The sequence below is a fragment of the Mangrovibacter phragmitis genome (assembly GCF_001655675.1).
Lineage (GTDB): Bacteria > Pseudomonadota > Gammaproteobacteria > Enterobacterales > Enterobacteriaceae > Mangrovibacter > Mangrovibacter phragmitis.
The window spans coordinates 13,231-35,101 of record NZ_LYRP01000008.1; the positions used below are offsets into that span (position 1 = coordinate 13,231).

At 50.3% G+C, this 21,871-nt stretch carries 19 protein-coding genes; 16 read left to right on the forward strand and 3 right to left on the reverse strand.

Annotated features, from left to right (window positions below):
* Positions 1-39: 39 nt before the first annotated feature.
* The gene (ppiC, locus tag A9B99_RS09205; protein WP_064596849.1) at positions 40-321 is read right to left on the reverse strand and encodes a peptidylprolyl isomerase PpiC; all 282 of its coding nucleotides are present in this window, start codon (positions 319-321) and stop codon (positions 40-42) included.
* A gap of 123 nt (positions 322-444) precedes the next feature.
* Here ppiC and rep point away from each other — a divergent pair, with 123 nt between their 5' ends.
* Positions 445-2,472 (forward strand): DNA helicase Rep, encoded by a 2,028-nt coding sequence (rep, locus tag A9B99_RS09210; protein WP_064596851.1) that lies wholly within the window; start codon positions 445-447, stop codon positions 2,470-2,472.
* Here rep and gppA read toward each other — a convergent pair.
* Positions 2,469-3,953 (reverse strand): guanosine-5'-triphosphate,3'-diphosphate diphosphatase, encoded by a 1,485-nt coding sequence (gene gppA / locus A9B99_RS09215; protein WP_064596854.1) that lies wholly within the window; start codon positions 3,951-3,953, stop codon positions 2,469-2,471. The genes rep and gppA overlap by 4 nt on opposite strands.
* A 3-nt stretch (positions 3,954-3,956) precedes the next feature.
* Positions 3,957-5,219 carry an ATP-dependent RNA helicase RhlB gene (gene rhlB, locus A9B99_RS09220; RefSeq protein ID WP_064596856.1) on the reverse strand — a complete coding sequence of 421 codons (1,263 nt, stop codon included), beginning with the start codon at positions 5,217-5,219 and terminating at the stop codon, positions 3,957-3,959.
* 120 nt (positions 5,220-5,339) lie between these two features.
* On the opposite strand from rhlB, the gene trxA reads away from it, so the two are divergent.
* The 15 genes from trxA (at position 5,340) to thrP (ending at position 21,862) form a co-directional block, all read left to right on the forward strand.
* Positions 5,340-5,669 (forward strand): thioredoxin TrxA, encoded by a 330-nt coding sequence (gene trxA, locus A9B99_RS09225; RefSeq protein WP_036115406.1) that lies wholly within the window; start codon positions 5,340-5,342, stop codon positions 5,667-5,669.
* Between the two features lie 344 nt (positions 5,670-6,013).
* Positions 6,014-7,273, forward strand: coding sequence for a transcription termination factor Rho (rho, locus tag A9B99_RS09230; RefSeq protein ID WP_012886501.1), 1,260 nt, complete (start codon positions 6,014-6,016; stop codon positions 7,271-7,273).
* A gap of 200 nt (positions 7,274-7,473) precedes the next feature.
* Complete coding sequence (gene wecA, locus A9B99_RS09235) at positions 7,474-8,589, forward strand: UDP-N-acetylglucosamine--undecaprenyl-phosphate N-acetylglucosaminephosphotransferase (protein ID WP_064596858.1); 1,116 nt, start codon at positions 7,474-7,476, stop codon at positions 8,587-8,589.
* Positions 8,590-8,603: 14 nt separating this feature from the next.
* Positions 8,604-9,644: an ECA polysaccharide chain length modulation protein gene (gene wzzE, locus A9B99_RS09240; protein ID WP_064596859.1), complete on the forward strand. Its 1,041-nt coding sequence runs from the start codon at positions 8,604-8,606 to the stop codon at positions 9,642-9,644.
* A 41-nt stretch (positions 9,645-9,685) separates the two neighbouring features.
* The gene (gene wecB, locus A9B99_RS09245) at positions 9,686-10,816 is read left to right on the forward strand and encodes a non-hydrolyzing UDP-N-acetylglucosamine 2-epimerase (RefSeq protein WP_074388786.1); all 1,131 of its coding nucleotides are present in this window, start codon (positions 9,686-9,688) and stop codon (positions 10,814-10,816) included.
* The gene (wecC, locus tag A9B99_RS09250; RefSeq protein WP_064596863.1) at positions 10,813-12,072 is read left to right on the forward strand and encodes a UDP-N-acetyl-D-mannosamine dehydrogenase; all 1,260 of its coding nucleotides are present in this window, start codon (positions 10,813-10,815) and stop codon (positions 12,070-12,072) included. The genes wecB and wecC overlap by 4 nt, the downstream gene beginning before the upstream one ends.
* Entirely contained in the window at positions 12,069-13,148 is a 1,080-nt protein-coding gene (gene rffG, locus A9B99_RS09255; RefSeq protein WP_064596864.1) for a dTDP-glucose 4,6-dehydratase, read from the forward strand. Before wecC ends, rffG begins: the two co-directional genes overlap by 4 nt.
* A gap of 3 nt (positions 13,149-13,151) precedes the next feature.
* Positions 13,152-14,033 carry a glucose-1-phosphate thymidylyltransferase RfbA gene (gene rfbA / locus A9B99_RS09260; RefSeq protein WP_064596866.1) on the forward strand — a complete coding sequence of 294 codons (882 nt, stop codon included), beginning with the start codon at positions 13,152-13,154 and terminating at the stop codon, positions 14,031-14,033.
* The gene (rffC, locus tag A9B99_RS09265) at positions 14,011-14,694 is read left to right on the forward strand and encodes a dTDP-4-amino-4,6-dideoxy-D-galactose acyltransferase (RefSeq protein ID WP_064596868.1); all 684 of its coding nucleotides are present in this window, start codon (positions 14,011-14,013) and stop codon (positions 14,692-14,694) included. The genes rfbA and rffC overlap by 23 nt, the downstream gene beginning before the upstream one ends.
* A gap of 6 nt (positions 14,695-14,700) precedes the next feature.
* Positions 14,701-15,831 carry a dTDP-4-amino-4,6-dideoxygalactose transaminase gene (gene rffA, locus A9B99_RS09270; protein WP_064596870.1) on the forward strand — a complete coding sequence of 377 codons (1,131 nt, stop codon included), beginning with the start codon at positions 14,701-14,703 and terminating at the stop codon, positions 15,829-15,831.
* On the forward strand, positions 15,831-17,078 hold the full coding sequence (wzxE, locus tag A9B99_RS09275; protein WP_064596872.1) for a lipid III flippase WzxE: 1,248 nt from the start codon (positions 15,831-15,833) through the stop codon (positions 17,076-17,078). The genes rffA and wzxE overlap by 1 nt, the downstream gene beginning before the upstream one ends.
* Positions 17,075-18,151, forward strand: a complete 1,077-nt coding sequence (gene wecF / locus A9B99_RS09280; RefSeq protein ID WP_064596874.1) for a TDP-N-acetylfucosamine:lipid II N-acetylfucosaminyltransferase — start codon at positions 17,075-17,077, stop codon at positions 18,149-18,151. Before wzxE ends, wecF begins: the two co-directional genes overlap by 4 nt.
* Positions 18,148-19,500, forward strand: a complete 1,353-nt coding sequence (gene wzyE / locus A9B99_RS09285; RefSeq protein ID WP_064596876.1) for an ECA oligosaccharide polymerase — start codon at positions 18,148-18,150, stop codon at positions 19,498-19,500. Before wecF ends, wzyE begins: the two co-directional genes overlap by 4 nt.
* Positions 19,501-19,510: 10 nt before the next feature.
* Positions 19,511-20,251 (forward strand): lipopolysaccharide N-acetylmannosaminouronosyltransferase, encoded by a 741-nt coding sequence (wecG, locus tag A9B99_RS09290; protein WP_064596878.1) that lies wholly within the window; start codon positions 19,511-19,513, stop codon positions 20,249-20,251.
* Positions 20,252-20,476: 225 nt separating this feature from the next.
* Complete coding sequence (thrP, locus tag A9B99_RS09295) at positions 20,477-21,862, forward strand: bifunctional threonine/serine APC transporter ThrP (RefSeq protein ID WP_064596880.1); 1,386 nt, start codon at positions 20,477-20,479, stop codon at positions 21,860-21,862.
* Positions 21,863-21,871: the final 9 nt, after the last annotated feature.

Here is a 21,871-nt window from a genome sequence, read left to right on the forward strand (position 1 = left end):
AGCCTGTCACGCCCCGGCACCCGCCGGGGCGTTGTTATATTACCGGCGGTATAACACCTTAATAATATGGTAACCAAAGCGGGTTTTTACCGGGCCATAAGGCTTGAGCAGTGGGCAACTGAAGACTGCTTTATCAAACGGCCCAACCATGGCTCCTTTGGCAAATTCGCCCAGATTCCCGCCGTTGCGGCCAGAAGGGCAGGTTGAAAAACGTTTAGCCAGTTGGTCGAATTTTGCCCCTTTCTCCAGTTTTTCCATGATCTCCCGGGCTTTTGCCTCAGTCCTGACCAGAATGTGTAGTGCTGCCGCCGTGCGGGCCATATTTATTTCCCCGGTGAGTAAGATACTTAGGGCTACTTTACCATTATCCTTCCAGTTCGCGGTAAATCCTGCCGCTGCTTTCTGCTACAATCCTTTTCCCCATTAGCCAGGTGAGCTTCAGACATGCGTTTAAATTCCAGCCAACAACAAGCCGTCGAATTTGTTACAGGCCCCTGCCTGGTGTTGGCCGGTGCTGGTTCTGGTAAGACTCGTGTTATCACGAATAAAATTGCTCATCTGATCCGTGGCTGTGGTTACCAGGCCCGGCATATTGCGGCTGTCACCTTTACTAATAAAGCTGCCCGTGAAATGAAAGAACGTGTGGCACAAACATTGGGGCGTAAAGAAGCACGGGGTTTAATGATTTCAACGTTCCATACGCTTGGCCTTGAAATTATTAAGCGTGAGTATGCTGCGTTGGGCATGAAAGCGAACTTTTCGTTGTTTGACGATACTGACCAGACCGGGCTGTTAAAAGAGCTCACCCAGGGCCTGATTGAAGAAGATAAAACGGTTCTGCAGCAACTGATTGCCACTATCTCCAACTGGAAAAATGACCTGATGAGCCCGGCAGATGCACAGGCCCAGGCCCGGGGAGAGCGTGACCGCATTTTCGCGCACTGTTACAGCCTGTACGATACCCATTTGAAAGCCTGTAATGTACTTGATTTTGATGACCTGATTTTACTGCCAACACTGTTACTTAAACGCAATGAACAAGTGCGGGAACGCTGGCAAAACCGTATTCGTTATTTGCTGGTGGATGAATATCAGGATACCAACACCAGCCAGTATGAACTGGTCAAATTACTGGTGGGTAACCGTGCCCGTTTTACTGTTGTGGGCGATGATGACCAGTCGATTTACTCCTGGCGTGGTGCCCGCCCACAAAATCTGGTTCTGCTCAGCAAAGACTTTCCGGCACTTCAGGTTATTAAGCTGGAGCAAAATTACCGCTCTTCCGGGCGAATTCTGAAGGCAGCGAATATTCTCATTGCCAATAATCCACATGTTTTTGAAAAACGTCTGTTTTCAGAGCTGGGTTACGGCCCGGAGCTGAAGGTTATTACCGCTAATAACGAAGACCATGAGGCAGAACGAGTAGTGGGCGAGCTTATCGCTCACCATTTTATTAATAAGACCGGGTATAAAGACTACTCAATTTTATACCGTGGGAACCATCAGTCGCGGGTATTTGAAAAGCTACTGATGCAAAACCGTATTCCTTACAAAATTTCCGGTGGCACATCGTTTTTCTCACGCCCGGAAATTAAAGACTTGCTGGCATACTTGCGCGTACTAACCAACCCGGATGATGACAGCGCTTTTTTGCGCATTGTGAATACGCCACGGCGTGAAATTGGGCCGGCTACATTACAAAAGCTGGGTGAGTGGGCAACAGTTCGTAACAAGAGTCTTTTTGCGGCCAGTTTCGATCTCGGCCTGGAGCAAACCCTGTCAGGGCGTGGTCGTGAAGCACTGGGGCGTTTTACCCACTGGCTGGATGATGTGATGCGTAAGGTGGAGCGCGAACCGGTCGTGGCGGTACGTGACCTGATCCATGGTATGGATTACGAAAGCTGGCTATATGAAACCTCGCCCAGCCCAAAAGCTGCAGAAATGCGCATGAAAAACGTGAACCAGTTATTTACCTGGATGACGGAAATGCTCGAAGGCTCTGATATCGAAGAGCCAATGACATTGACCCAGGTGGTTACACGCTTCACCCTGCGTGACATGATGGAGCGTGGCGAAAGTGAAGATGAGCAGGATCAGGTTCAGCTTATGACACTACATGCGTCAAAAGGTCTTGAATTTCCTTATGTTTTTCTTGTTGGCATGGAAGAAGGATTATTACCTCACCAGAGCAGTATTGATGAAGATAATATCGATGAAGAACGCCGTCTGGCCTATGTCGGGATTACCCGTGCACAGAAAGAGCTGTTTTTTACGTTGTGCCGGGAGCGCAGGCAATTTGGGGAATTGATTCGTCCTGAGCCGAGCCGTTTTTTACTCGAACTGCCGCAGGATGATTTGCAATGGGAAACGGAGCGTAAGGTTGTCAGTGCTCAGGAGCGTATGCAAAAAGGCCAGGGTCACCTGGCCCACCTGAAAGCACAACTGGCAAAAGCGCGCGAAAAAGGCAATTAATTAAGCGTTAGTTGCCAGTGAACATAGCTTTGCCAGTGTTCTTCTTGCTCGAGTAATTCAGCGCACAGTGGGTGTGCTGCCAGCCACCCGTCTGGCAGGTGGATTGCCAGCGCATCCTGGTTTACGGCAAGCTGAATGCCTGAAAGGGATCCATCCTGCCGCCGCCCGGCGAAAATAATGGCCAGACGTAGCAGGCGGCATAGCCGTTCTGCATCACGCGGGGCGATGGCGTTTTGTTGGCTCAGTGTTGAAAGGTCAACTGGGTTTGTCTGGTTGAGCAGTAGTGTTGCCAGCAACGTTTTCTGTGCTGGCGTAAAGCCAGGCAAATCAAGGTTGCGAACCAGATATGCGCCATGCTGTGGTGCACGTTTGAAATCCACGCTTAAGCCAATTTCATGCAACAGGCAGGCGCTGTGCAATAAATCGCGATCTAAAGGGGTTAATGCCCAGTGCGCTGCGACCTGGTCGAAAAACTGCCCAGAGAGTGCCGCGACACGATCCGCCTGCTCTGAATCAATCATAAAGCGGCGTTGAATGTTGCGCAGTGTACGCTGGCGGATATCCTGATCAACGGTAAGGTGCAACATACCGTATACCAGGCCTTCACGTAGTGCGCCGCCAGCAAGCGTCATACAGTCTACGTCCAGGGCTTTAAATATGGCAATCAGGATGGCAAGGCCACTGGGGAAAACCAGTGCGCGTTCCAGCGTCAGCCCTTCAATCTCCAGTTCTTCAAGGCGGCCACACAAAATGGCGCGTTGCTTTAGCTGCTGGAGTTTGTTTAGCGTAATACGCTCATCCATGCCCTGCGCCATCATGATTTCCTGAAGAGCCTGAACCGTGCCTGAAGCCCCGACACAGGCTTTCCACCCATGACGCCGCAATTCACCAATAACGGGCTGGAGGACTTCGCTGGCTGCCTGCTCTGCAGCATCAAAGTTTTCCCTGGCAAGAACTCTGTCGGTGAAATACCGTTCCAGCCAGGTGACACAGCCCATCGACAAGCTGAATAATGATGTGGCCTGTGCACCGCTGCCAGTAACCAGTTCAGTACTGGCTCCACCAATATCTACAACCAGGCGTTGATCTGCGCCGCCTGTAGTATGTGCCACACCCTGGTAAATCAGCCGGGCTTCTTCTTCACCACTGATAACCTGAACCGGGCAACCCAGGATCTGTTCCGCCTGATGAATAAATTCACCGGCATTGGTTGCCAGCCGCAAGGTTGCGGTGGCTACAGCCCTGATTTGCGTACCTGGAATATCCTGCAGACGTTCAGCGAACAATTTCAGGCACTGCCATCCCCGTTCCATCGCTTCCTGAGAAAGCGCATTATTGCTGTTCAGGCCAGCAGCAAGACGGACTTTACGTTTGATGCGGGATAGCGTTTGAATGCTGCCAGCCACCTCGCGTATGACCAGCATATGGAAACTGTTAGAACCCAGATCAATAGCGGCATAGAGTGAGGTTGGGCTGCGCATAGTTTAACCCTGACGACGGCGGTTACGCGGCGCACCACCACGGCGTTGGCCGTTTGGACGCGGGCGGGTTAAACGTTTTGGTGGCGGCAATTCAGATAACAGTGCATCCGGGTTGTATTTGCTCACCGGAATTGAGTGACCAATGTACGTTTCAATTGCAGGCAGGTTCAGCGCGTACTCTTCACAGGCAAGACTGATGGAGTGCCCACTGGCGCCAGCACGCCCGGTACGGCCAATGCGATGCACATAGTCTTCGCAATCGTCCGGTAAGTCATAATTGAACACATGAGTAACCGCCGGGATGTGCAAACCGCGAGCGGCGACATCGGTGGCAACCAGGATGTCCAGATCACCACGCGTGAACTCGTCCAGAATGCGCAGGCGTTTTTTCTGTGCGACGTCGCCAGTCAGTAAACCGACACGGTGACCATCGGCGGCAAGATGCCCCCAGATTTCTTCGCAACGGTGTTTGGTGTTAGCGAAAATAATTGCGCGTTCCGGCCACTCTTCTTCAATCAGTGTCTGGAGCAGACGCATTTTTTCTTCATTGGACGGGTAGAACAGTTCTTCTTTAATGCGGTGACCGGTTTTCTGTTCCGGTTCCACTTCGACATATTCAGCATTGTTCATTTGCTCAAATGCCAGTTCACGCACCCGGTAAGATAAGGTTGCTGAGAACAACATATTGAGACGTTCCGTGGCAGCCGGCATACGGCGGAACAACCAGCGTATATCTTTGATAAAGCCAAGATCGTACATACGATCCGCTTCATCCAGCACCACCACCTGAATCGCACCCAGATTGATGTGATTCTGTTTGGCGTAGTCGATAAGACGACCGGTTGTGCCAATCAGAATATCAACACCCTGTTCCAGCACTTTGAGCTGTTTATCATAACCATCACCACCATAAGCCAGGCCCATTTTGAGGCCAGTTGCCGCAGCGAGTGGTTCCGCATCAGAGTGAATCTGCACCGCCAGTTCACGCGTTGGCGCCATAATTAATGCGCGCGGCTGGTTAGTCTGGCGACCTTCTGGTGCAGGATGAGAGAGTAAAAAATGAAACGTTGACGTTAAAAACGCCATCGTTTTGCCTGTACCGGTTTGCGCCTGCCCCGCAACATCCCGCCCGGCTAAAGTCAGCGGAAGTGCCAGTGCCTGAATAGGCGTGCAGTTATAGAACCCTTTTTTTTCAAGGGCTTCTACCACCTGAGGGTGCAGGGCGAAGTCGGAAAACTTCTGTTCGGTTAAATGTGTTTTGCTCATAAGGGTGATAGAATATCAGCTAACTATTGCTTTACGAAAGCGTATCCGGTGAAATAAAGTCAACCTTTGTGTTGGTTAATGCTACACCAACCACCCAGGCATAATCTTGTGGAGTAAAACATGAGCGATAAAATTATTCACCTGACCGACGACAGTTTCGACACGGATGTGCTAAAAGCTGATGGGTTAGTTCTGGTTGACTTTTGGGCAGAATGGTGTGGTCCTTGTAAAATGATCGCCCCGATTCTGGATGAAGTTGCAGATGAGTATCAGGGCAAGCTGACTGTTGCCAAACTGAACATCGATCAGAACCCAGGCACGGCTCCGAAATACGGTATCCGTGGTATTCCGACCCTGCTGTTGTTCAAAAACGGTGAAGTCGCTGCGACGAAAGTTGGCGCATTGTCTAAAGGTCAGCTGAAAGAATTTCTGGACGCAAACCTGGCATAATTTTGCCTTGCCGGCGCATCCAGTTTTCCATAAATGTTGTGGACTGCTGGACGCCCGGCATTTGTCGTGCTAAGTTATGGCTAACTTCTTTTGAACATGTCTTTCGTTTGAATCTTGTATTATCCCTAAAGCCTTGCAAATTCTGTATTAAGCGTTTTTTGTAAGCTAAGTAATTTATTCAGGGTTGTCCCCTTATTCCGTCTTATCGAATCAGTTCTGTGTTTTTCCTCAACCAGGCAGCGGTCAGACATAAGCGGCAACTGTTAACAGGCATGGATGAACCCTTCCATACCATTTCATGATACTAAGTTCGAGATTTACCCCGAGTTTAAGAACCCACCACTATGAATCTTACCGAATTAAAGAATACGCCGGTTTCTGAGCTGATTACTCTCGGCGAAAATATGGGGCTGGAAAACCTTGCCCGTATGCGCAAACAGGACATCATCTTCGCTATTCTCAAGCAACATGCGAAAAGTGGGGAAGATATCTTTGGTGACGGTGTACTGGAGATATTGCAGGATGGTTTCGGTTTCCTCCGTTCTGCAGACAGCTCCTACCTCGCCGGTCCTGATGACATCTACGTTTCTCCCAGCCAAATCCGCCGTTTCAACCTCCGTACCGGGGACACTATCTCAGGTAAGATTCGTCCGCCGAAAGAAGGTGAACGCTATTTCGCGCTGCTGAAAGTTAACGAAGTTAACTACGACAAGCCAGAAAACGCACGTAGCAAAATTCTGTTTGAAAACCTTACTCCACTGCACGCCAACTCACGTTTGCGTATGGAGCGCGGTAACGGTTCAACAGAAGACCTCACCGCTCGTGTGCTGGATCTGGCTTCCCCGATTGGCCGTGGCCAGCGTGGTTTGATTGTGGCTCCGCCAAAAGCGGGGAAAACAATGCTGCTGCAGAATATTGCTCAGAGCATTGCTTATAACCACCCTGATTGCGTGCTGATGGTTCTGCTGATTGACGAACGTCCGGAAGAAGTAACCGAAATGCAGCGTCTGGTAAAAGGCGAAGTGGTCGCGTCTACGTTTGACGAACCAGCCTCCCGCCACGTTCAGGTTGCTGAAATGGTGATTGAGAAAGCAAAACGCCTGGTTGAACATAAAAAAGACGTTATCATTCTTCTCGATTCCATTACCCGTCTGGCGCGTGCTTATAACACCGTGGTACCGGCTTCAGGTAAAGTCCTGACTGGTGGTGTGGATGCGAATGCATTGCATCGCCCGAAACGTTTCTTCGGTGCTGCGCGTAACGTTGAAGAAGGCGGCAGCCTGACAATTATCGCAACTGCGCTGATTGATACCGGGTCCAAAATGGACGAGGTTATCTACGAAGAATTTAAAGGCACCGGTAACATGGAACTGCACTTGTCCCGTAAGATTGCGGAAAAACGCGTCTTCCCGGCAATCGACTACAACCGTTCCGGTACCCGTAAAGAAGAGCTGTTGACCACTTCTGAAGAACTGCAGAAAATGTGGATCCTGCGTAAAATTATCCACCCGATGGGGGAAATTGACGCAATGGAGTTCCTGATTAACAAGCTGGCGATGACGAAGACCAATGACGAGTTCTTCGACATGATGAAGCGCTCATAATTTCAGGTTAACTCGGGGAACGCCACGCACTGACGTGGCGTTTTTCTTTATCTGCTATAATTCCATCGCCAGCATTGAGGCTGGTAACATCCGGGCAGTGGAAGCAAAAAGAAGTAAGAGGATTTCGGATACCTTCGACATTTTTTGCGTATTACAATAGTGCCCTTTGCTTGTGCATGTAGCGCAGAGAGTTATTTAACGTGAATCTACTCGGTATGAGTACGGACATCCTGTGTGTCTTTTTCTTCACTTTCGCTTTCCTCTTTTTTGCCAGAAAAATGGCAAAACGGATTGGTCTTGTAGACCGTCCTAACTACCGAAAACGGCACCAGGGGCTCGTCCCTTTAGTCGGTGGTATCTCTGTCTATGTCGGTATTTGTGCGGCGTTTCTTGTCGCCAGCATTAATTCACTTTACTACGTCCCCCATGCAAAGTTGTATCTGACCTGCTCGGGTGTTCTGGTTCTGGTCGGCGCACTTGATGACAGGTTTGATATCAGCGTGAAATTCCGCGCTTTTGTTCAGGCCGCTATTGCCATTGTCATAATGGTTATGGGCAATTTGTATCTGAGCAGCCTGGGTCATGTGTTTGGCGCATGGGAAATGGAGCTTGGCCCCTTCGGTTATTTTCTGACTTTGTTCGCAGTGTGGGCTGCTATCAACGCCTTTAACATGGTTGATGGTATTGATGGCCTGCTGGGCGGGCTTTCCAGTGTTTCTTTTGCCGCGTTGGGTATCATCCTGTGGTTTAACGGCCAGGTGAGCCTGGCAATGTGGTGCTTTGCCATGATTGCCGCCATTATGCCTTACATTCTGCTCAACCTGGGTGTACTGGGGCGTCGCTATAAAGTTTTCATGGGCGATGCGGGCAGTACCCTGATTGGTTTTACCATTATCTGGATATTACTGGAAACCACACAGGGGGAGAACCCACCGATTAATCCGGTCACCGCGTTGTGGGTAATTGCCATTCCGCTGATGGATATGGTTGCCATTATGTACCGTCGGCTCCGGAAAGGCATGAGCCCCTTTTCACCTGATCGGCAGCATATTCATCACCTGATAATGCGGGCCGGTTTTTCATCCCGTCAGGCATTTGTCCTGATTACCCTGGCGGCAGCCTTGTTAGCCACTTTTGGCGTGCTGTGCGAGTATTTCCAACTGATGCCAGAATGGGGCATGTTGATGTGCTTTTTGCCTGCCTTTCTGCTGTACGGCTACTGTATAAAACGAGCATGGAAAGTTGTGCGTTTCATCAAACGTGTCAAACGGCGTATTCGTCGTAGCTCTCACCGTAATCCAACGTTAACCAAATAATTTTCGGGAAAACAATGAGACAAGAGTCAACTGATGAGCAATATGGGGTGGATAACCAGCTGGATATCCGTGAACTGTTTCGCACACTGTGGGCAGGAAAAGCATGGATTGCCGGTGTTGCCGTGCTGTTTGGGTTGCTGGCGCTTGTCTATAGCTTTCTTGCCAAACAAGAGTGGAGTGCTACCGCAATTACGGACCAGCCAACAGTCAATATGCTGAACAGCTTCTACTCTCAGCAGCAGTTTTTGCAAAACCTGGATATCAAATCATCACTGATTTCGCCCGACCAGCCTTCGCCAATGGCTGAGGCCTATAAAGAATTCGTGATGCAGTTGTCTTCCTGGGATACCCGGCGGGCATTTTGGTTGCAGACAGATTATTACAAACAGCGCCAGACCAGTAACAGTCATAATAATGCGGTATTGCTGGATGAGCTGATTAATAATATCCAGTTTATCCCTGCAGACCCGGCACATAACACTAACGACAGTACCCGCCTCGAGGCAGAAAATGCGCCATCAGCGAATAACCTGTTACGGCAGTACATCGCTTTCGCCAGCCAGCGTGCTGCTCATCATCTTAATGGTGAGCTGAGAGGTGCATGGGCGGCGCGTACCGTACAGATGCAGGCACAAATTAAACGCCAGGATGCAGTGGCGAAAGCGGTGTATCAGCGCAAGCTGCATAACATTCAGGCTGCGCTGGCGATAGCGGAGCAGCAAAATATTACTCATAACCAGCTTACCTCACCGGCTGAGGAACTGCCGCCTTCTGAATTGTTTATGTTGGGGCGCCCCCTGTTGAAAGCGCAACTGGAAAACCTGGAAGCAACCGGGCCTGATTACAATATGGATTACGAGCAAAATCGCGCCATGCTGGCTACGCTGGCGGTGGGGCCAGTACTTGATAATAACTTTCAAACATACCGCTATCTGAGAACACCGGAAGAACCGGTTAAACGGGACAGTCCGCGGCGTGTTTTCTTATTAGTAATGTGGGGCTTTATTGGTGCGTTGGTTGGGGCCGGAGTGGCTCTGGCACGCCGCAAGGCATAGCGAACTACCATTATAAAGTCTCCCAAAGAAAGAGAATAAACGTGAAAGTTTTAACCGTTTTTGGCACAAGACCTGAAGCTATCAAAATGGCTCCTTTGGTCCATGCTCTGGGAAATGACCCTTTTTTTGAGTCAAAAGTTTGTGTCACCGCCCAGCATCGGGAGATGCTGGATCAGGTGCTGCATCTTTTCTCAATCACTCCGGATTATGATTTAAATATCATGCAACCGGGTCAGGGGTTAACTGAAATCACTTGTCGAATCCTGGAAGGGTTAAAGCCCATCCTGATATCGTATCAGCCTGATGTGGTTCTGGTTCATGGTGACACCACCACTACCATGGCTACCAGCCTGGCGGCATTTTACCAGCGAATCCCCGTAGGGCATGTTGAGGCCGGGTTACGTACCGGGGATCTCTACTCACCCTGGCCGGAAGAAGCAAACCGGACATTAACTGGCCGGCTGGCACATTATCACTTTGCCCCCACAGATAACGCCCGCCAAAACCTGCTGCATGAAAATGTGGCAGACAGGCATATCTTTGTAACGGGGAATACCGTGATAGACGCGTTGCTGTCAGTCAGTGATCGCGCTTTGCAGGACAGCGCTTTGCGCCAACGAATGGAAAAGCACTACCCCTTCCTCAATAACGACAAGAAAACCATCCTGGTAACCGGGCATCGTCGGGAAAGCTTTGGCCGTGGGTTTGAGCAGATTTGCCATGCACTGGCGGAAATTGCTGCCAACTGGCCTGATGTGCAAATTGTCTATCCTGTGCATTTGAACCCTAACGTCAGTGAACCCGTTACCCGAATTCTGGGGCATGTTGAAAACGTGGCGCTGATTGAACCTCAGGATTATTTGCCTTTCGTATGGCTGATGAACCACGCCTGGCTCATCCTGACTGATTCAGGGGGGATTCAGGAGGAGGCACCTTCACTGGGTAAACCGGTCTTAGTGATGCGCGATACCACTGAGCGCCCTGAAGCGATTGATGCCGGAACAGTGAGGTTAGTGGGAACGAATAAAAGCAATATCGTTGCTGCTGTTACACAGTTGCTGACACAGGATGCTATTTACCAGCAAATGAGCAAAGCGCATAACCCTTATGGGGATGGCATGGCATGCCAGCGTATTTTAACCGCGTTAAAAAACAACCAGGTAACATTATGAATTTTTCTACCATATCCGTGATTGGTCTTGGCTATATTGGGTTACCCACGGCGGCGGCATTTGCCTCACGGCAGAAACAGGTTATTGGCGTGGATATCAATGCGCATGCTGTTGACACCATCAATCGTGGGGAAATTCATATTGTCGAACCCGAACTGGATCTCGTAGTAAAACAGGCCGTTCAGGAGGGTTATTTACGGGCATCAGAGGTACCGGTTGAAGCGGATGCTTACCTGATTGCGGTTCCCACACCATTTCAGGATGCTCATGCACCGGATATGCGCTTTGTCAGAGCGGCAACTGAATCCATTGCGCCGGTATTGAAAAAAGGCGCGCTGGTTATTCTGGAATCGACCTCCCCGGTAGGCAGTACCGAGCAAATGGCACAATGGCTGGCAGCACTGCGCCCTGATCTCACTTTCCCACAACAGGCAGGTGATAAGGCGGATGTGAATATCGCCTATTGCCCGGAACGCGTGTTACCCGGCCAGGTCATGGTGGAACTGATAAAAAATGACCGCGTAATTGGTGGGATGACACCAACATGCTCCACCCGCGCCAGCGCACTATATAACATTTTCCTGGAAGGGGAGTGTGTGGTAACGAATGCCCGCACTGCCGAGATGTGCAAACTGACTGAGAACAGTTTCCGTGATGTTAATATCGCGTTTGCGAACGAACTGTCACTGATTTGTGCCGAACAGGACATCAATGTATGGGAACTGATTCGCCTGGCTAACCGTCACCCACGCGTGAACATCTTGCAGCCCGGCCCTGGTGTCGGTGGGCACTGCATTGCGGTGGATCCCTGGTTTATTGTTTCACAAAATCCCCAGCAGGCACGCCTGATTCGCACAGCACGCGAAGTGAACGACTACAAACCACACTGGGTCATTGAACGGGTGAAAGCGACGCTGGCCGATTGCCTGGTAGAGAGTGGCCGCAAAGCCAGTGAACTCACCATTGCCTGTTTTGGCCTGGCATTTAAACCTAATATCGACGATTTGCGGGAAAGCCCGGCCATGGAAATCACCCGGTTAATTGCTGAGTGGCACAGTGGAACAACCCTGGTGGTAGAGCCTAACATTCACCAGTTACCGGCCAGTTTGGCTCATTGCCAACTGACAGAGACTCAGGATGCACTAAAACATGCCGATATTCTGGTTATGTTAGTGGATCACGCCCCATTCTGCGCGATTGCTCCGGAGGCAATTAAACAGCGTTGGGTGGTGGATACAAAAGGAGTCTGGCGATGAAAAAAGTGTTGGTGACAGGAGGGGCAGGTTTTATTGGCTCTGCCGTGGTGCGTTATATTCTTGAACAAACCCGTGATTCCGTGGTGGTGGTGGATAAACTGACTTATGCGGGTAACCTGTCATCCCTGGCGCCGGTTGCATCATTACCGGGGTTTGCATTTGAACAGGCTGATATTGGCGACGGACCTGAGATGGCGCGTATTCTGGATTCGTACCAGCCAGATGTCGTGATGCACCTTGCTGCAGAAAGCCATGTGGATCGTTCTATTGATGGTCCTGCTGCGTTTATCGATACCAATATTGTTGGCACTTATACCTTGCTGGAAGCGGCACGCCATTACTGGCAAACTCTGGAGCCGGTTAAAAAGCAGGCATTCCGTTTCCACCATATTTCTACCGATGAAGTCTATGGTGATCTGCACGGCAGCAACGGCTTCTTCACCGAACAAACACCTTATGCACCCAGCAGCCCCTACAGTGCGTCCAAAGCCGCCAGCGATCATCTGGTGCGTGCATGGTCCCGTACTTATGGCCTGCCTGTCATAGTGACTAACTGTTCTAACAACTACGGCCCATATCATTTCCCGGAAAAACTCATACCGCTGACCATTCTTAATGGCCTGGCTGGAAAACCGCTGCCAGTGTATGGCGATGGGCAACAGATTCGCGACTGGTTGTATGTTGATGACCATGCCAGGGCACTTTACCTGGTGGCAACCACGGGTAAAACCGGTGAAACCTGGAATATTGGTGGTCATAATGAGCGCACGAATCTGGAAGTGGTCGAAACGGTTTGTGCTCTTCTGGAAGAGTTGGTGCCAGAGAAACCAACTGGTGTCAGCCATTATCGTGACTTAATCACATTTGTTGCTGACAGACCAGGGCACGATGTGCGTTATGCCATTGATGCAGCCAAAATTGCCCGGGAACTGGGTTGGCTTCCGCAGGAATCATTTGAAAGTGGGATGCGCAAAACGGTTATCTGGTATTTGTCGCATAAAACGTGGTGGCAGCAGGTGCTGGATGGTTCTTATCAGGGCCAACGTTTGGGGCTGCCAGGTAAAGAGAAGGAGTAACGCATGAAGGGAATTATTCTTGCAGGGGGAACGGGGACACGTCTTCACCCCATTACGCGTGGTGTCTCCAAGCAGTTATTACCTGTGTACGACAAACCCATGATTTACTACCCGCTGTCTGTGCTGATGTTGGCGAAAATTCGCGATATTCTCATCATTACGACGCCGGAAGATAAACCTTATTTTCAACGTTTGCTTGGCTCCGGTGACGAGTTTGGCGTACACCTGAGTTACGCTGAACAGCCAAGCCCCGATGGGCTGGCACAGGCTTTTCTGATTGGTGAAACCTTTCTTGATGGTGATGCCTCCTGCCTGGTTCTTGGCGACAATATCTTTTTTGGTCAGGGGTTCAGCCCTAAACTGCATCATGCAGCCTCACGTAAGCAAGGCGCTACAGTCTTTGGCTACCAGGTGATGGACCCTGAGCGTTTTGGCGTCGTGGATTTTGATGATAATTTCCGGGCGCTGTCTATTGAAGAAAAACCGCAAAAACCAAAATCCAACTGGGCAGTAACCGGGTTGTATTTTTATGACAACAAGGTAGTGGACTATGCTCGCCAGGTGAAGCCGTCACCGCGCGGCGAACTGGAAATCACTTCAATTAACCAAATATATCTGGAGCAAGGTGAGTTGTCGGTAGAAAAACTGGGCCGTGGTTTTGCCTGGCTGGATACTGGTACTCACGATAGCCTGCTGGAAGCCAGCTCTTTTGTGCAAACAGTAGAAAAGCGCCAGGGCTTCAAAATTGCCTGCCTTGAAGAGATAGCCTGGCGTAACGGTTGGCTGGATGACGACGATGTCCGCCGTGCAGCACAGGCTCTGGCGAAGACTGGGTACGGCCAGTACCTGCAGGAGTTGTTACGTGGTTATTCACGCAAGCGTTGAACCCCTTGAATGGGAAAGCACCTTTTTCAACATTCATTCGGGAATTATCCATTTTTCCGATTCTGCTGCGCCACTCACTGTGGCGCAATTGACTTGTTGGTCACGGGTACAGGCAAAAATTGACGCCGCCGATACCGCCCGGCTGTCGGCTTTGCAGACACTGGGGTTTCAGGTGGTGGAAGCAGAAATGGATTTTGTGTTGAGTGTAGATCTCCCTCCTGGCGGGCAGTCTGAACCACTTCCCATTGCCAGGGAACATGATATTCCTGCGTTGCGTACCTTAGCTGAAACATTGTTCACTCACAGCCGTTTTGGTACGCCATGGTATGCGCCTGGCGAAAGCGGGCGTTTTTATGGTCAGTGGGTGGAAAATGCAGTACGGGGGACTTTTGATGATGTTTGCCTGCTGGCTTATGATGCCACAGGTCTGATCTCAGGGTTTGTTACCCTACGGCGGTTACCCGGCAACCAGGCAAGAGTCGGGCTGTTGGGCGGTAAGGGTGCTGGGGCAGTATTAATGGCACTGGCACAAGGCTGGTGCCGGCAGCAAAAAATAGCGGGCTTACATGTCGCAACGCAGTTTGGCAATTTGCCAGCGTTGCGCCGCTATGTTTTAAGTGGTGCACAGCCAGTTGGCACAGCGTACTGGCTCTACAGGTGAGAAAAGATGATTCCTTTTAATGCCCCACCCATAGTGGGAACTGAACTTGAATATATGCAATCTGCGATGGAAAGCGGGAAGTTATGTGGTGATGGCGGGTTTACTCGCCGCTGCCAGCAATGGATGGAGCATCGCTTTTCCTGTAAGAAAGTCCTGTTAACGCCATCCTGCACCGCTTCTCTGGAAATGGCCGCCATGCTGATTGATATTCAGCCGGGCGATGAAGTGATAATGCCTTCATTTACTTTCGTCTCTACAGCGAATGCCTTTGTGCTGCGCGGGGCAAAAATCGTGTTTGTTGATATTCGCCCGGATACGATGAACATTGATGAAACGAAAATTGAAGCTGCCATTACCGAAAAAACCCGTGCGATTGTGCCGGTTCATTACGCCGGTGTTGCCTGTGAGATGGGTACCATCATGCGTCTTGCAGAACAGTATAATCTCTATGTGATTGAAGATGCGGCTCAAGGGGTGATGTCGACCTGGCAAGGTCGGGCACTGGGGACTATTGGCCATATTGGCTGCTTTAGTTTTCATGAAACCAAAAACTACACAGCCGGTGGAGAAGGTGGTGCAACGCTGATTAACGAGGCATCGCTGATCGAACGGGCTGAAATCATTCGTGAAAAAGGCACTAACCGCAGCCAGTTCTTTCGTGGGCAAGTGGATAAATACACCTGGCGTGATCTTGGCTCAAGCTACCTGATGGCAGACTTACAGGCGGCTTACCTGTGGGCACAACTGGAAGTGGCTGATCGGGTAAATGAGCAGCGTGTTGCTCTGTGGAACAACTATTTCCGTGCTCTGGAACCTCTGGCGCGGGCAGGGCGCATTGAGTTACCCACCATCCCGGCAAACTGCCGCCACAATGCGCATATGTTCTATATCAAATTGCGTGATATGGATGATCGCAATGCGCTGATTGCGTTTTTGAAAGAAGCGGAGATCCTGGCTGTTTTCCATTATATTCCGTTGCATTCCAGCCCGGCAGGTCTGAGTTTTGGCGAATTTCATGGAGAAGACCACTTCACTACGGCAGAAAGTGAACGCCTGCTGCGGTTGCCTTTATTCTATAATCTGGCACCAGTTAATCAGCGCACGGTTATCACTACGCTATTGAGTTACTTCTCCTGATGTCATTAGCCAGAGCAAGTGTGTGGACCGCCGCGTCCACACTGGTCAAGATAGCTGCAGGTTTATTAGTCGTTAAATTACTGGCGGTTTCATTCGGTCCTTCCGGTGTTGGTCTGGCTGGAAACTTCCGCCAGTTGGTTACTGTATTAGGTGTCATGGCGGGGGCAGGGATTTTTAATGGCGTGACACGAAGTATTGCGCAGCATCATCACGACAACTCGGCATTACAACGAGTGGTAGGTAGTGCATCGGCTATTGTCCTGGGTTTTTCGGCTTTGCTCGCGGTTTTCTTTGTGCTGGCAGCCCGGCCCGTCAGTATTGCTTTGTTTGGTTCCAGTGATTATCAGGGGCTGATTTGCCTGGTGGCTCTGGTACAAATGGGCATAGCCTGGGCAAACCTGGTCCTGGCTGTACTCAAAGGTTTTCGGGATGCCGCCGGGAATGCACTGGCATTGATGACCGGGAGTGTTGTTGGTGTTGTAGCTTACTATATTTGCTACCGGCTGGGCGGTTACCATGGTGCGTTATTGGGGATTGCCTTAGTGCCGGCGCTGATTGCTTTGCCTGCGTCCTGGGTGCTATGGCGCAGGGGGAGAATCCCGCTGACCTGGTTCCGCCCCCGTTGGGATAATGCGCAGAGCCGCCTGTATGTACGTTTTACCATCATGGCTCTGATGACGACTGTCACGTTGCCTGTCGCCTGGGTAATGATGCGTAACTTGCTGGCAGCGCATTACTCCTGGGAAGCCGTGGGTATCTGGCAAGGGGTAACCAGTATTTCAGACGCCTACCTGCAGTTTATTACCGCGTCATTTAGTGTCTATTTACTTCCGACCTTGTCGCGTCTGACGGAAAAAAAAGATATTTCCCGTGAATTAGGCAAAGCTTTCCGGTTTGTGATCCCGGCGGTGATGGCCGCCAGTTTTATGGTCTGGTTGCTGCGGGATTTTGCTATCTGGTTACTGTTTTCCCACCAGTTTGCTGCAATGCGTGACTTGTTTGCCTGGCAACTGACCGGGGACGTATTCAAAGTCAGTGCTTATGTCTTTGGTTACCTGGTGATTGCAAAAGCCTCACTGCGTTGTTATTTGCTGACAGAAGTCAGCCAGTTTGTCTTACTGACAGGCTTTTCTCACTGGCTTATTCCGGCACATGGTGCACTGGGTGCCGCGCAGGCCTATATGGCGACTTATCTTGTTTATTTTGCGCTTTGTTTTAGCGTATTTTTTATCTGGCGCAGACAATGACTACTCTGATTCATGTGTTAGGTTCGGATATCCCGCACCATAACCAAACTGTTCTCACTTTTTTCAGCGAACACCTTGCTACAGAAACGTCCGCGAGCCGCACTTTTTTCGTCGTCTCATCTGATTCTGGCATTGTAGCGCAGTACCCAGCGCTGGATATCACCTGCTTTCCCTCAAAAAAAACCTTGTGTGAAGCAGTCAAACAACAGGCAAAGCAGCGGCGTGAGCTGCGTTTCTTTTTCCACGGGCAATTTAATCCGGGAATCTGGCTGGCATTGCTTTCCGGTGCTATTAAGCGACATCAGGCCTGGTGGCATATTTGGGGGGGTGACCTGTATGAAACATCACACAGCCTTCGTTACCGGCTGTTTTACCTGTTACGCCGTCTGGCACAACGCCGGGTAGGTCGGGTATTTGCAACACGAGGTGATCTGGATTATTTCCGGACTCGTGCGCCACGGGTACCTGGCGAGTTGCTCTATTTCCCAACGCGTATGGACCCGGCTTTGAATTCGCTTGAGGCAGTGAAGAAAACCGGGCCACTGACTGTGCTGGTGGGTAACTCTGGCGACCCGACCAATGCCCACGTTGCTGCGCTAAAGGCGGTGCATAAGCAATTTGGTGATACTGTTCAGGTGGTGGTGCCGATGGGTTATCCACCCAATAATCAGGCTTATATTGATACCGTCACTCAGGTGGGGCAGTCGATGTTTTCTGCCGGAAATATTACTATTTTGCGAGATAAGCTGGCGTTTGATGACTATCTCACGCTGTTACGCCAGTGCGACCTCGGTTATTTCATTTTTGAACGTCAGCAAGGGATTGGTACACTATGCTTGTTAATTCAGGCGGGCATACCCTGCGTGCTAAGCCGCAAGAATCCTTTCTGGCGGGACATGGCAGAACAACATGTGCCCGTTTTGTTCAGTGATGATACGCTGACTGAGGCACTGATTCATGAAGCGCAGCGCGAGCTCTCGTTGGTAGATAAGAACACTATCGCATTTTTTAATCCTGCCTATATTGCGGGCTGGAAACACGTTATTCACCTTGCCTCGGGAGATTTGGCATGAGTCTGGTTGAGTTTGGTGGCCTGTTTATTGTCTGGCTGCTATCCATCCTGTTTATTGGCACGCTGACGTTACAGGAGTTTCGTCGGGTGCGCTTCAGTTTTAATGTCTTTTTTTCGTTGTTGTTTTTGCTGACGTTTTATTTCGGCTTCCCGCTTACCTGTACGCTCTATTTTCGCTTTAATACCGATGTCGCGCCGCCGGGTATTCTGTTGCAGGCGTTACTGTCCGCCACCAGTTTTTATGCCATTTATTATGTGGTTTATAAAACCCGGCTGAGGAAAACGTCTGCTCCTGTTCAGCTTTTTTTCCGCATGAACCGCGTAGAAACCCAGCTTACTTGTGGGCTGCTGATGGTGATTTCTCTGGTGACGTTGGGTATTTTCTTTGCCCACAATGGATTCCTGTTGTTTCGTTTGCACTCATACAGCCAAATCTTCTCAAGCGAAGTGTCGGGTGTGGCGCTTAAGCGTTTCTTTTATTTCTTTATTCCGGCCATGCTTGTAGTTTATTCCCTTTACCAAACCAAACGTGCCTGGCTGTTTTTTCTGGTCAGTACGGTTGGTTTTGGCTTGCTGACGTATGTGATTGTAGGTGGGACCCGGGCAAATATTATTATCGCGTTTGCTATTTTCCTGTTTATTGGGCTGATTCGTGGCTGGATAACGCTGTGGATGCTGGCATGCGCAGGGGTTCTGGGTATCGTTGGTATGTTCTGGCTGGCTCTGAAGCGTTATGGGCTGGATGTCCGCGGCGCTGAGGCATTCTATACCTTCCTGTATTTAACACGAGATACCTTCTCTCCCTGGGAGAATCTGGCGTTGTTGATACAGCACTATGGTGAGATTCATTTCCAGGGAGTGGCGCCGTTATGGCGTGATTTTTATGTTTTTATCCCTTCATGGTTGTGGCCGGAGCGCCCACATCTGGTGCTGAATACCGCAAATTATTTCACCTGGGATGTGTTGAATAACCATTCCGGGCTGGCAATATCACCGACCCTGATTGGTTCGTTATTGGTGATGGGCGGCGTGGGTTTTATTCCCCTTGGGGCAGTTGCTGTAGGGGGGATAATTAAATGGTTTGACTGGCTGTACGCGTTGGGGCAAAACAGCGAAAACCGCTATGTTACTGCGATACTGCACAGCTTTTGCTTTGGCGCTATTTTTAACATGATTGTGCTCGCGCGCGAAGGGCTGGATGCCTTTGGCTCACGAGTGGTGTTCTTTATGGTTATCTTTGGTGCCTGCCTGGTAGCCGCTAAGCTGCTTTATTGGCTATTTGACGTGAGTGGGTTGGTGAAAACACCACTCCGTCCTGAGGCTCAGGTTTCCACCACTTCAAACTCCTGACAAATACATCATGAAAACAACATTAATGGTGCCTGAATACCGTATCCGGCATCTGAATATTCTCGGCTGGCGTAATATGGCTCACGCTTTGGAAGCTTTATGGCCTGACGGTGTGTTATGTAAGGGCACATTAATTGCTATCAACGCAGAGAAAGTGTTGGTCACCGAAGATGATACGGCGATTCGTGAACTGGTTGACCGGGCGGAATATAAATATGCTGACGGCATCAGTGTTGTACGGGCTATTCGTAAAAAATACCCACAGGCTCAGGTATCTCGTGTCGCGGGCGCAGATCTGTGGGAAGCCATGATGGAAAAGGCCGGAAGTACCGGAGCAGCGGTGTTCTTATTAGGAGGAAAGCCTGAGGTATTGCAGGAAACGGCTAATAAATTAAAGGCCTGCTGGAATGTGAATATTGTCGGTATGCAGGATGGCTATTTTAAGCCAGAGATGCAACAAGCAGTGTTTGAGCGAATCAAACACAGTGGTGCAGAATTTGTTACGGTTGCTATGGGGTCGCCCAGGCAGGAAAAGGTCATGCGAGACTGCCAAAGGGTTCACCCTGATGCGTTATATATGGGGGTCGGTGGCACCTATGATGTTTTTACCGGCCATGTTAAGCGCGCACCTCGATTTTGGCAGAACCTGGGGCTTGAGTGGCTCTATCGCTTGCTGTCACAGCCCAGCCGCCTTGGCCGTCAGTTGCGTTTAGTGCGTTTTTTACGCTGGTATTATTCAGGGCAACTTTAATTCTTGTTCTGTGTCGCTGGCAGCCTGTCTGCTGCCAATGACTTATCCCGTCGCTTTTTCCTTCCTGTGGCTTTATCTGACACTACGGTTGTCCCGTTATTCAATTTGCTATTTCCGCAAAATTCATCAAGTATTGCCCACTTTTAAACTTCCCGGCACGCAAGTGTAGCGGGAAACACAAGAACCGGCATAACCGGGCAGCTTTCGAAGTACAGGAACGTTTCTATGGCAACACAACCAAACACTCTGCAGCGTGGCTTACAGGCGCGGCACATCGAACTTATTGCATTAGGGGGCACAATCGGGGTTGGGCTGTTTATGGGGGCATCCAGCACCCTTAAATGGGCAGGGCCTTCTGTTATGCTTGCATACCTGCTGGCTGGGGTATTTGTCTTTCTCATTATGCGCTCAATGGGGGAGATGCTCTTCCTTGAACCTGTAGCAGGCTCATTTGCGGTATATGCTCACCGTTATCTCGGCCCGTACTGGGGGTATTTAACTGCCTGGTCATACTGGTTCATGTGGATGGCTGTAGGTATATCGGAAGTCACTGCGGTAGGGGTTTATACCCAGTTCTGGTTCCCTGAGTTGCCACAATGGATCCCGGCGCTGACTGCCGTTGCTCTGGTGGCTGTGGCTAATCTGGCTGCTGTACGTTTGTATGGCGAAATCGAATTCTGGTTTGCGATGATTAAGGTAACCACCATTATTGTGATGATAGTGGTTGGTCTGGCGGTGATTTTCTTTGGTTTTGGGCACCATGGGCAACCGGTCGGGCTGCATAATCTCACCGCTCATGGCGGGTTCTTTGCCGGGGGCTGGAAAGGCTTTTTAACCGCGCTGTGTATTGTAGTGGCGTCTTACCAGGGTGTGGAGCTGGTGGGGATTACAGCTGGAGAAGCACAAAACCCGCAGGTGACCTTGCGCCGGGCTATCAGTAAAATCTTTTGGCGTATCCTGATTTTTTATGTTGGCGCTATTTTCATTATTGTCTCGCTGTTTTCCTGGCAGGATGTAGGTGGTAGTGGCAGCCCCTTTGTGCTGACCTTTGCGCGTATTGGCATTACTTCCGCCGCTGCGATTATTAATGTCGTGGTGCTGACGGCCGCGCTCTCAGGCTGTAATAGTGGTATGTATAGCTGCGGACGCATGTTGTATGCCCTGGCTAAAAATGGCCAGCTACCCGCTAAGCTGGCCCATGTATCACGCCATGGCGTGCCTGTTGTCGCTGTTGCAGTTTCGGTGGTCATCCTGCTGCTTGGGTCCGGTTTGAATTACGTTATTCCATCGCCACAGCGTGTCTTTGTTTATGTATACAGTGCCAGTGTGTTACCGGGTATGTTGCCCTGGTTTGTTATCCTGGTGAGCCAGTTGCGTTTCAGGGCGGTTCACCAGCACGCAATGGCATCGCATCCGTTCCGGTCAATGCTGTTCCCGTGGGCAAACTACCTGACGCTGGCTTTCCTGGCTTGTGTACTGGTAGGTATGGGGTTAAACCCAGAAACGCGTGTCTCACTGATTGTGGGCGTCGCTTTCCTCGGGGGGATTTCACTGATTTGGTGTGTATTACGAAATAAGCGGGTTAAAAATGTGCAGGAACCAGCTAAATAAGCGACAGGT

Coding starts and splice junctions, on each gene's coding strand:
- wecC (WP_064596863.1), top strand. CDS start 10,813: ATGAATTTTTCTACCATATCCGTGATTGGTCTTGGCTATATTGGGTTA.
- wecG (WP_064596878.1), top strand. CDS start 19,511: ATGAAAACAACATTAATGGTGCCTGAATACCGTATCCGGCATCTGAAT.
- wzzE (WP_064596859.1), top strand. CDS start 8,604: ATGAGACAAGAGTCAACTGATGAGCAATATGGGGTGGATAACCAGCTG.
- rep (WP_064596851.1), top strand. CDS start 445: ATGCGTTTAAATTCCAGCCAACAACAAGCCGTCGAATTTGTTACAGGC.
- rffG (WP_064596864.1), top strand. CDS start 12,069: ATGAAAAAAGTGTTGGTGACAGGAGGGGCAGGTTTTATTGGCTCTGCC.
- ppiC (WP_064596849.1), bottom strand. CDS start 321: ATGGCCCGCACGGCGGCAGCACTACACATTCTGGTCAGGACTGAGGCA.
- wzxE (WP_064596872.1), top strand. CDS start 15,831: ATGTCATTAGCCAGAGCAAGTGTGTGGACCGCCGCGTCCACACTGGTC.
- rfbA (WP_064596866.1), top strand. CDS start 13,152: ATGAAGGGAATTATTCTTGCAGGGGGAACGGGGACACGTCTTCACCCC.
- thrP (WP_064596880.1), top strand. CDS start 20,477: ATGGCAACACAACCAAACACTCTGCAGCGTGGCTTACAGGCGCGGCAC.
- wecF (WP_064596874.1), top strand. CDS start 17,075: ATGACTACTCTGATTCATGTGTTAGGTTCGGATATCCCGCACCATAAC.
- wzyE (WP_064596876.1), top strand. CDS start 18,148: ATGAGTCTGGTTGAGTTTGGTGGCCTGTTTATTGTCTGGCTGCTATCC.
- rho (WP_012886501.1), top strand. CDS start 6,014: ATGAATCTTACCGAATTAAAGAATACGCCGGTTTCTGAGCTGATTACT.
- rhlB (WP_064596856.1), bottom strand. CDS start 5,219: ATGAGCAAAACACATTTAACCGAACAGAAGTTTTCCGACTTCGCCCTG.
- gppA (WP_064596854.1), bottom strand. CDS start 3,953: ATGCGCAGCCCAACCTCACTCTATGCCGCTATTGATCTGGGTTCTAAC.
- rffA (WP_064596870.1), top strand. CDS start 14,701: ATGATTCCTTTTAATGCCCCACCCATAGTGGGAACTGAACTTGAATAT.
- trxA (WP_036115406.1), top strand. CDS start 5,340: ATGAGCGATAAAATTATTCACCTGACCGACGACAGTTTCGACACGGAT.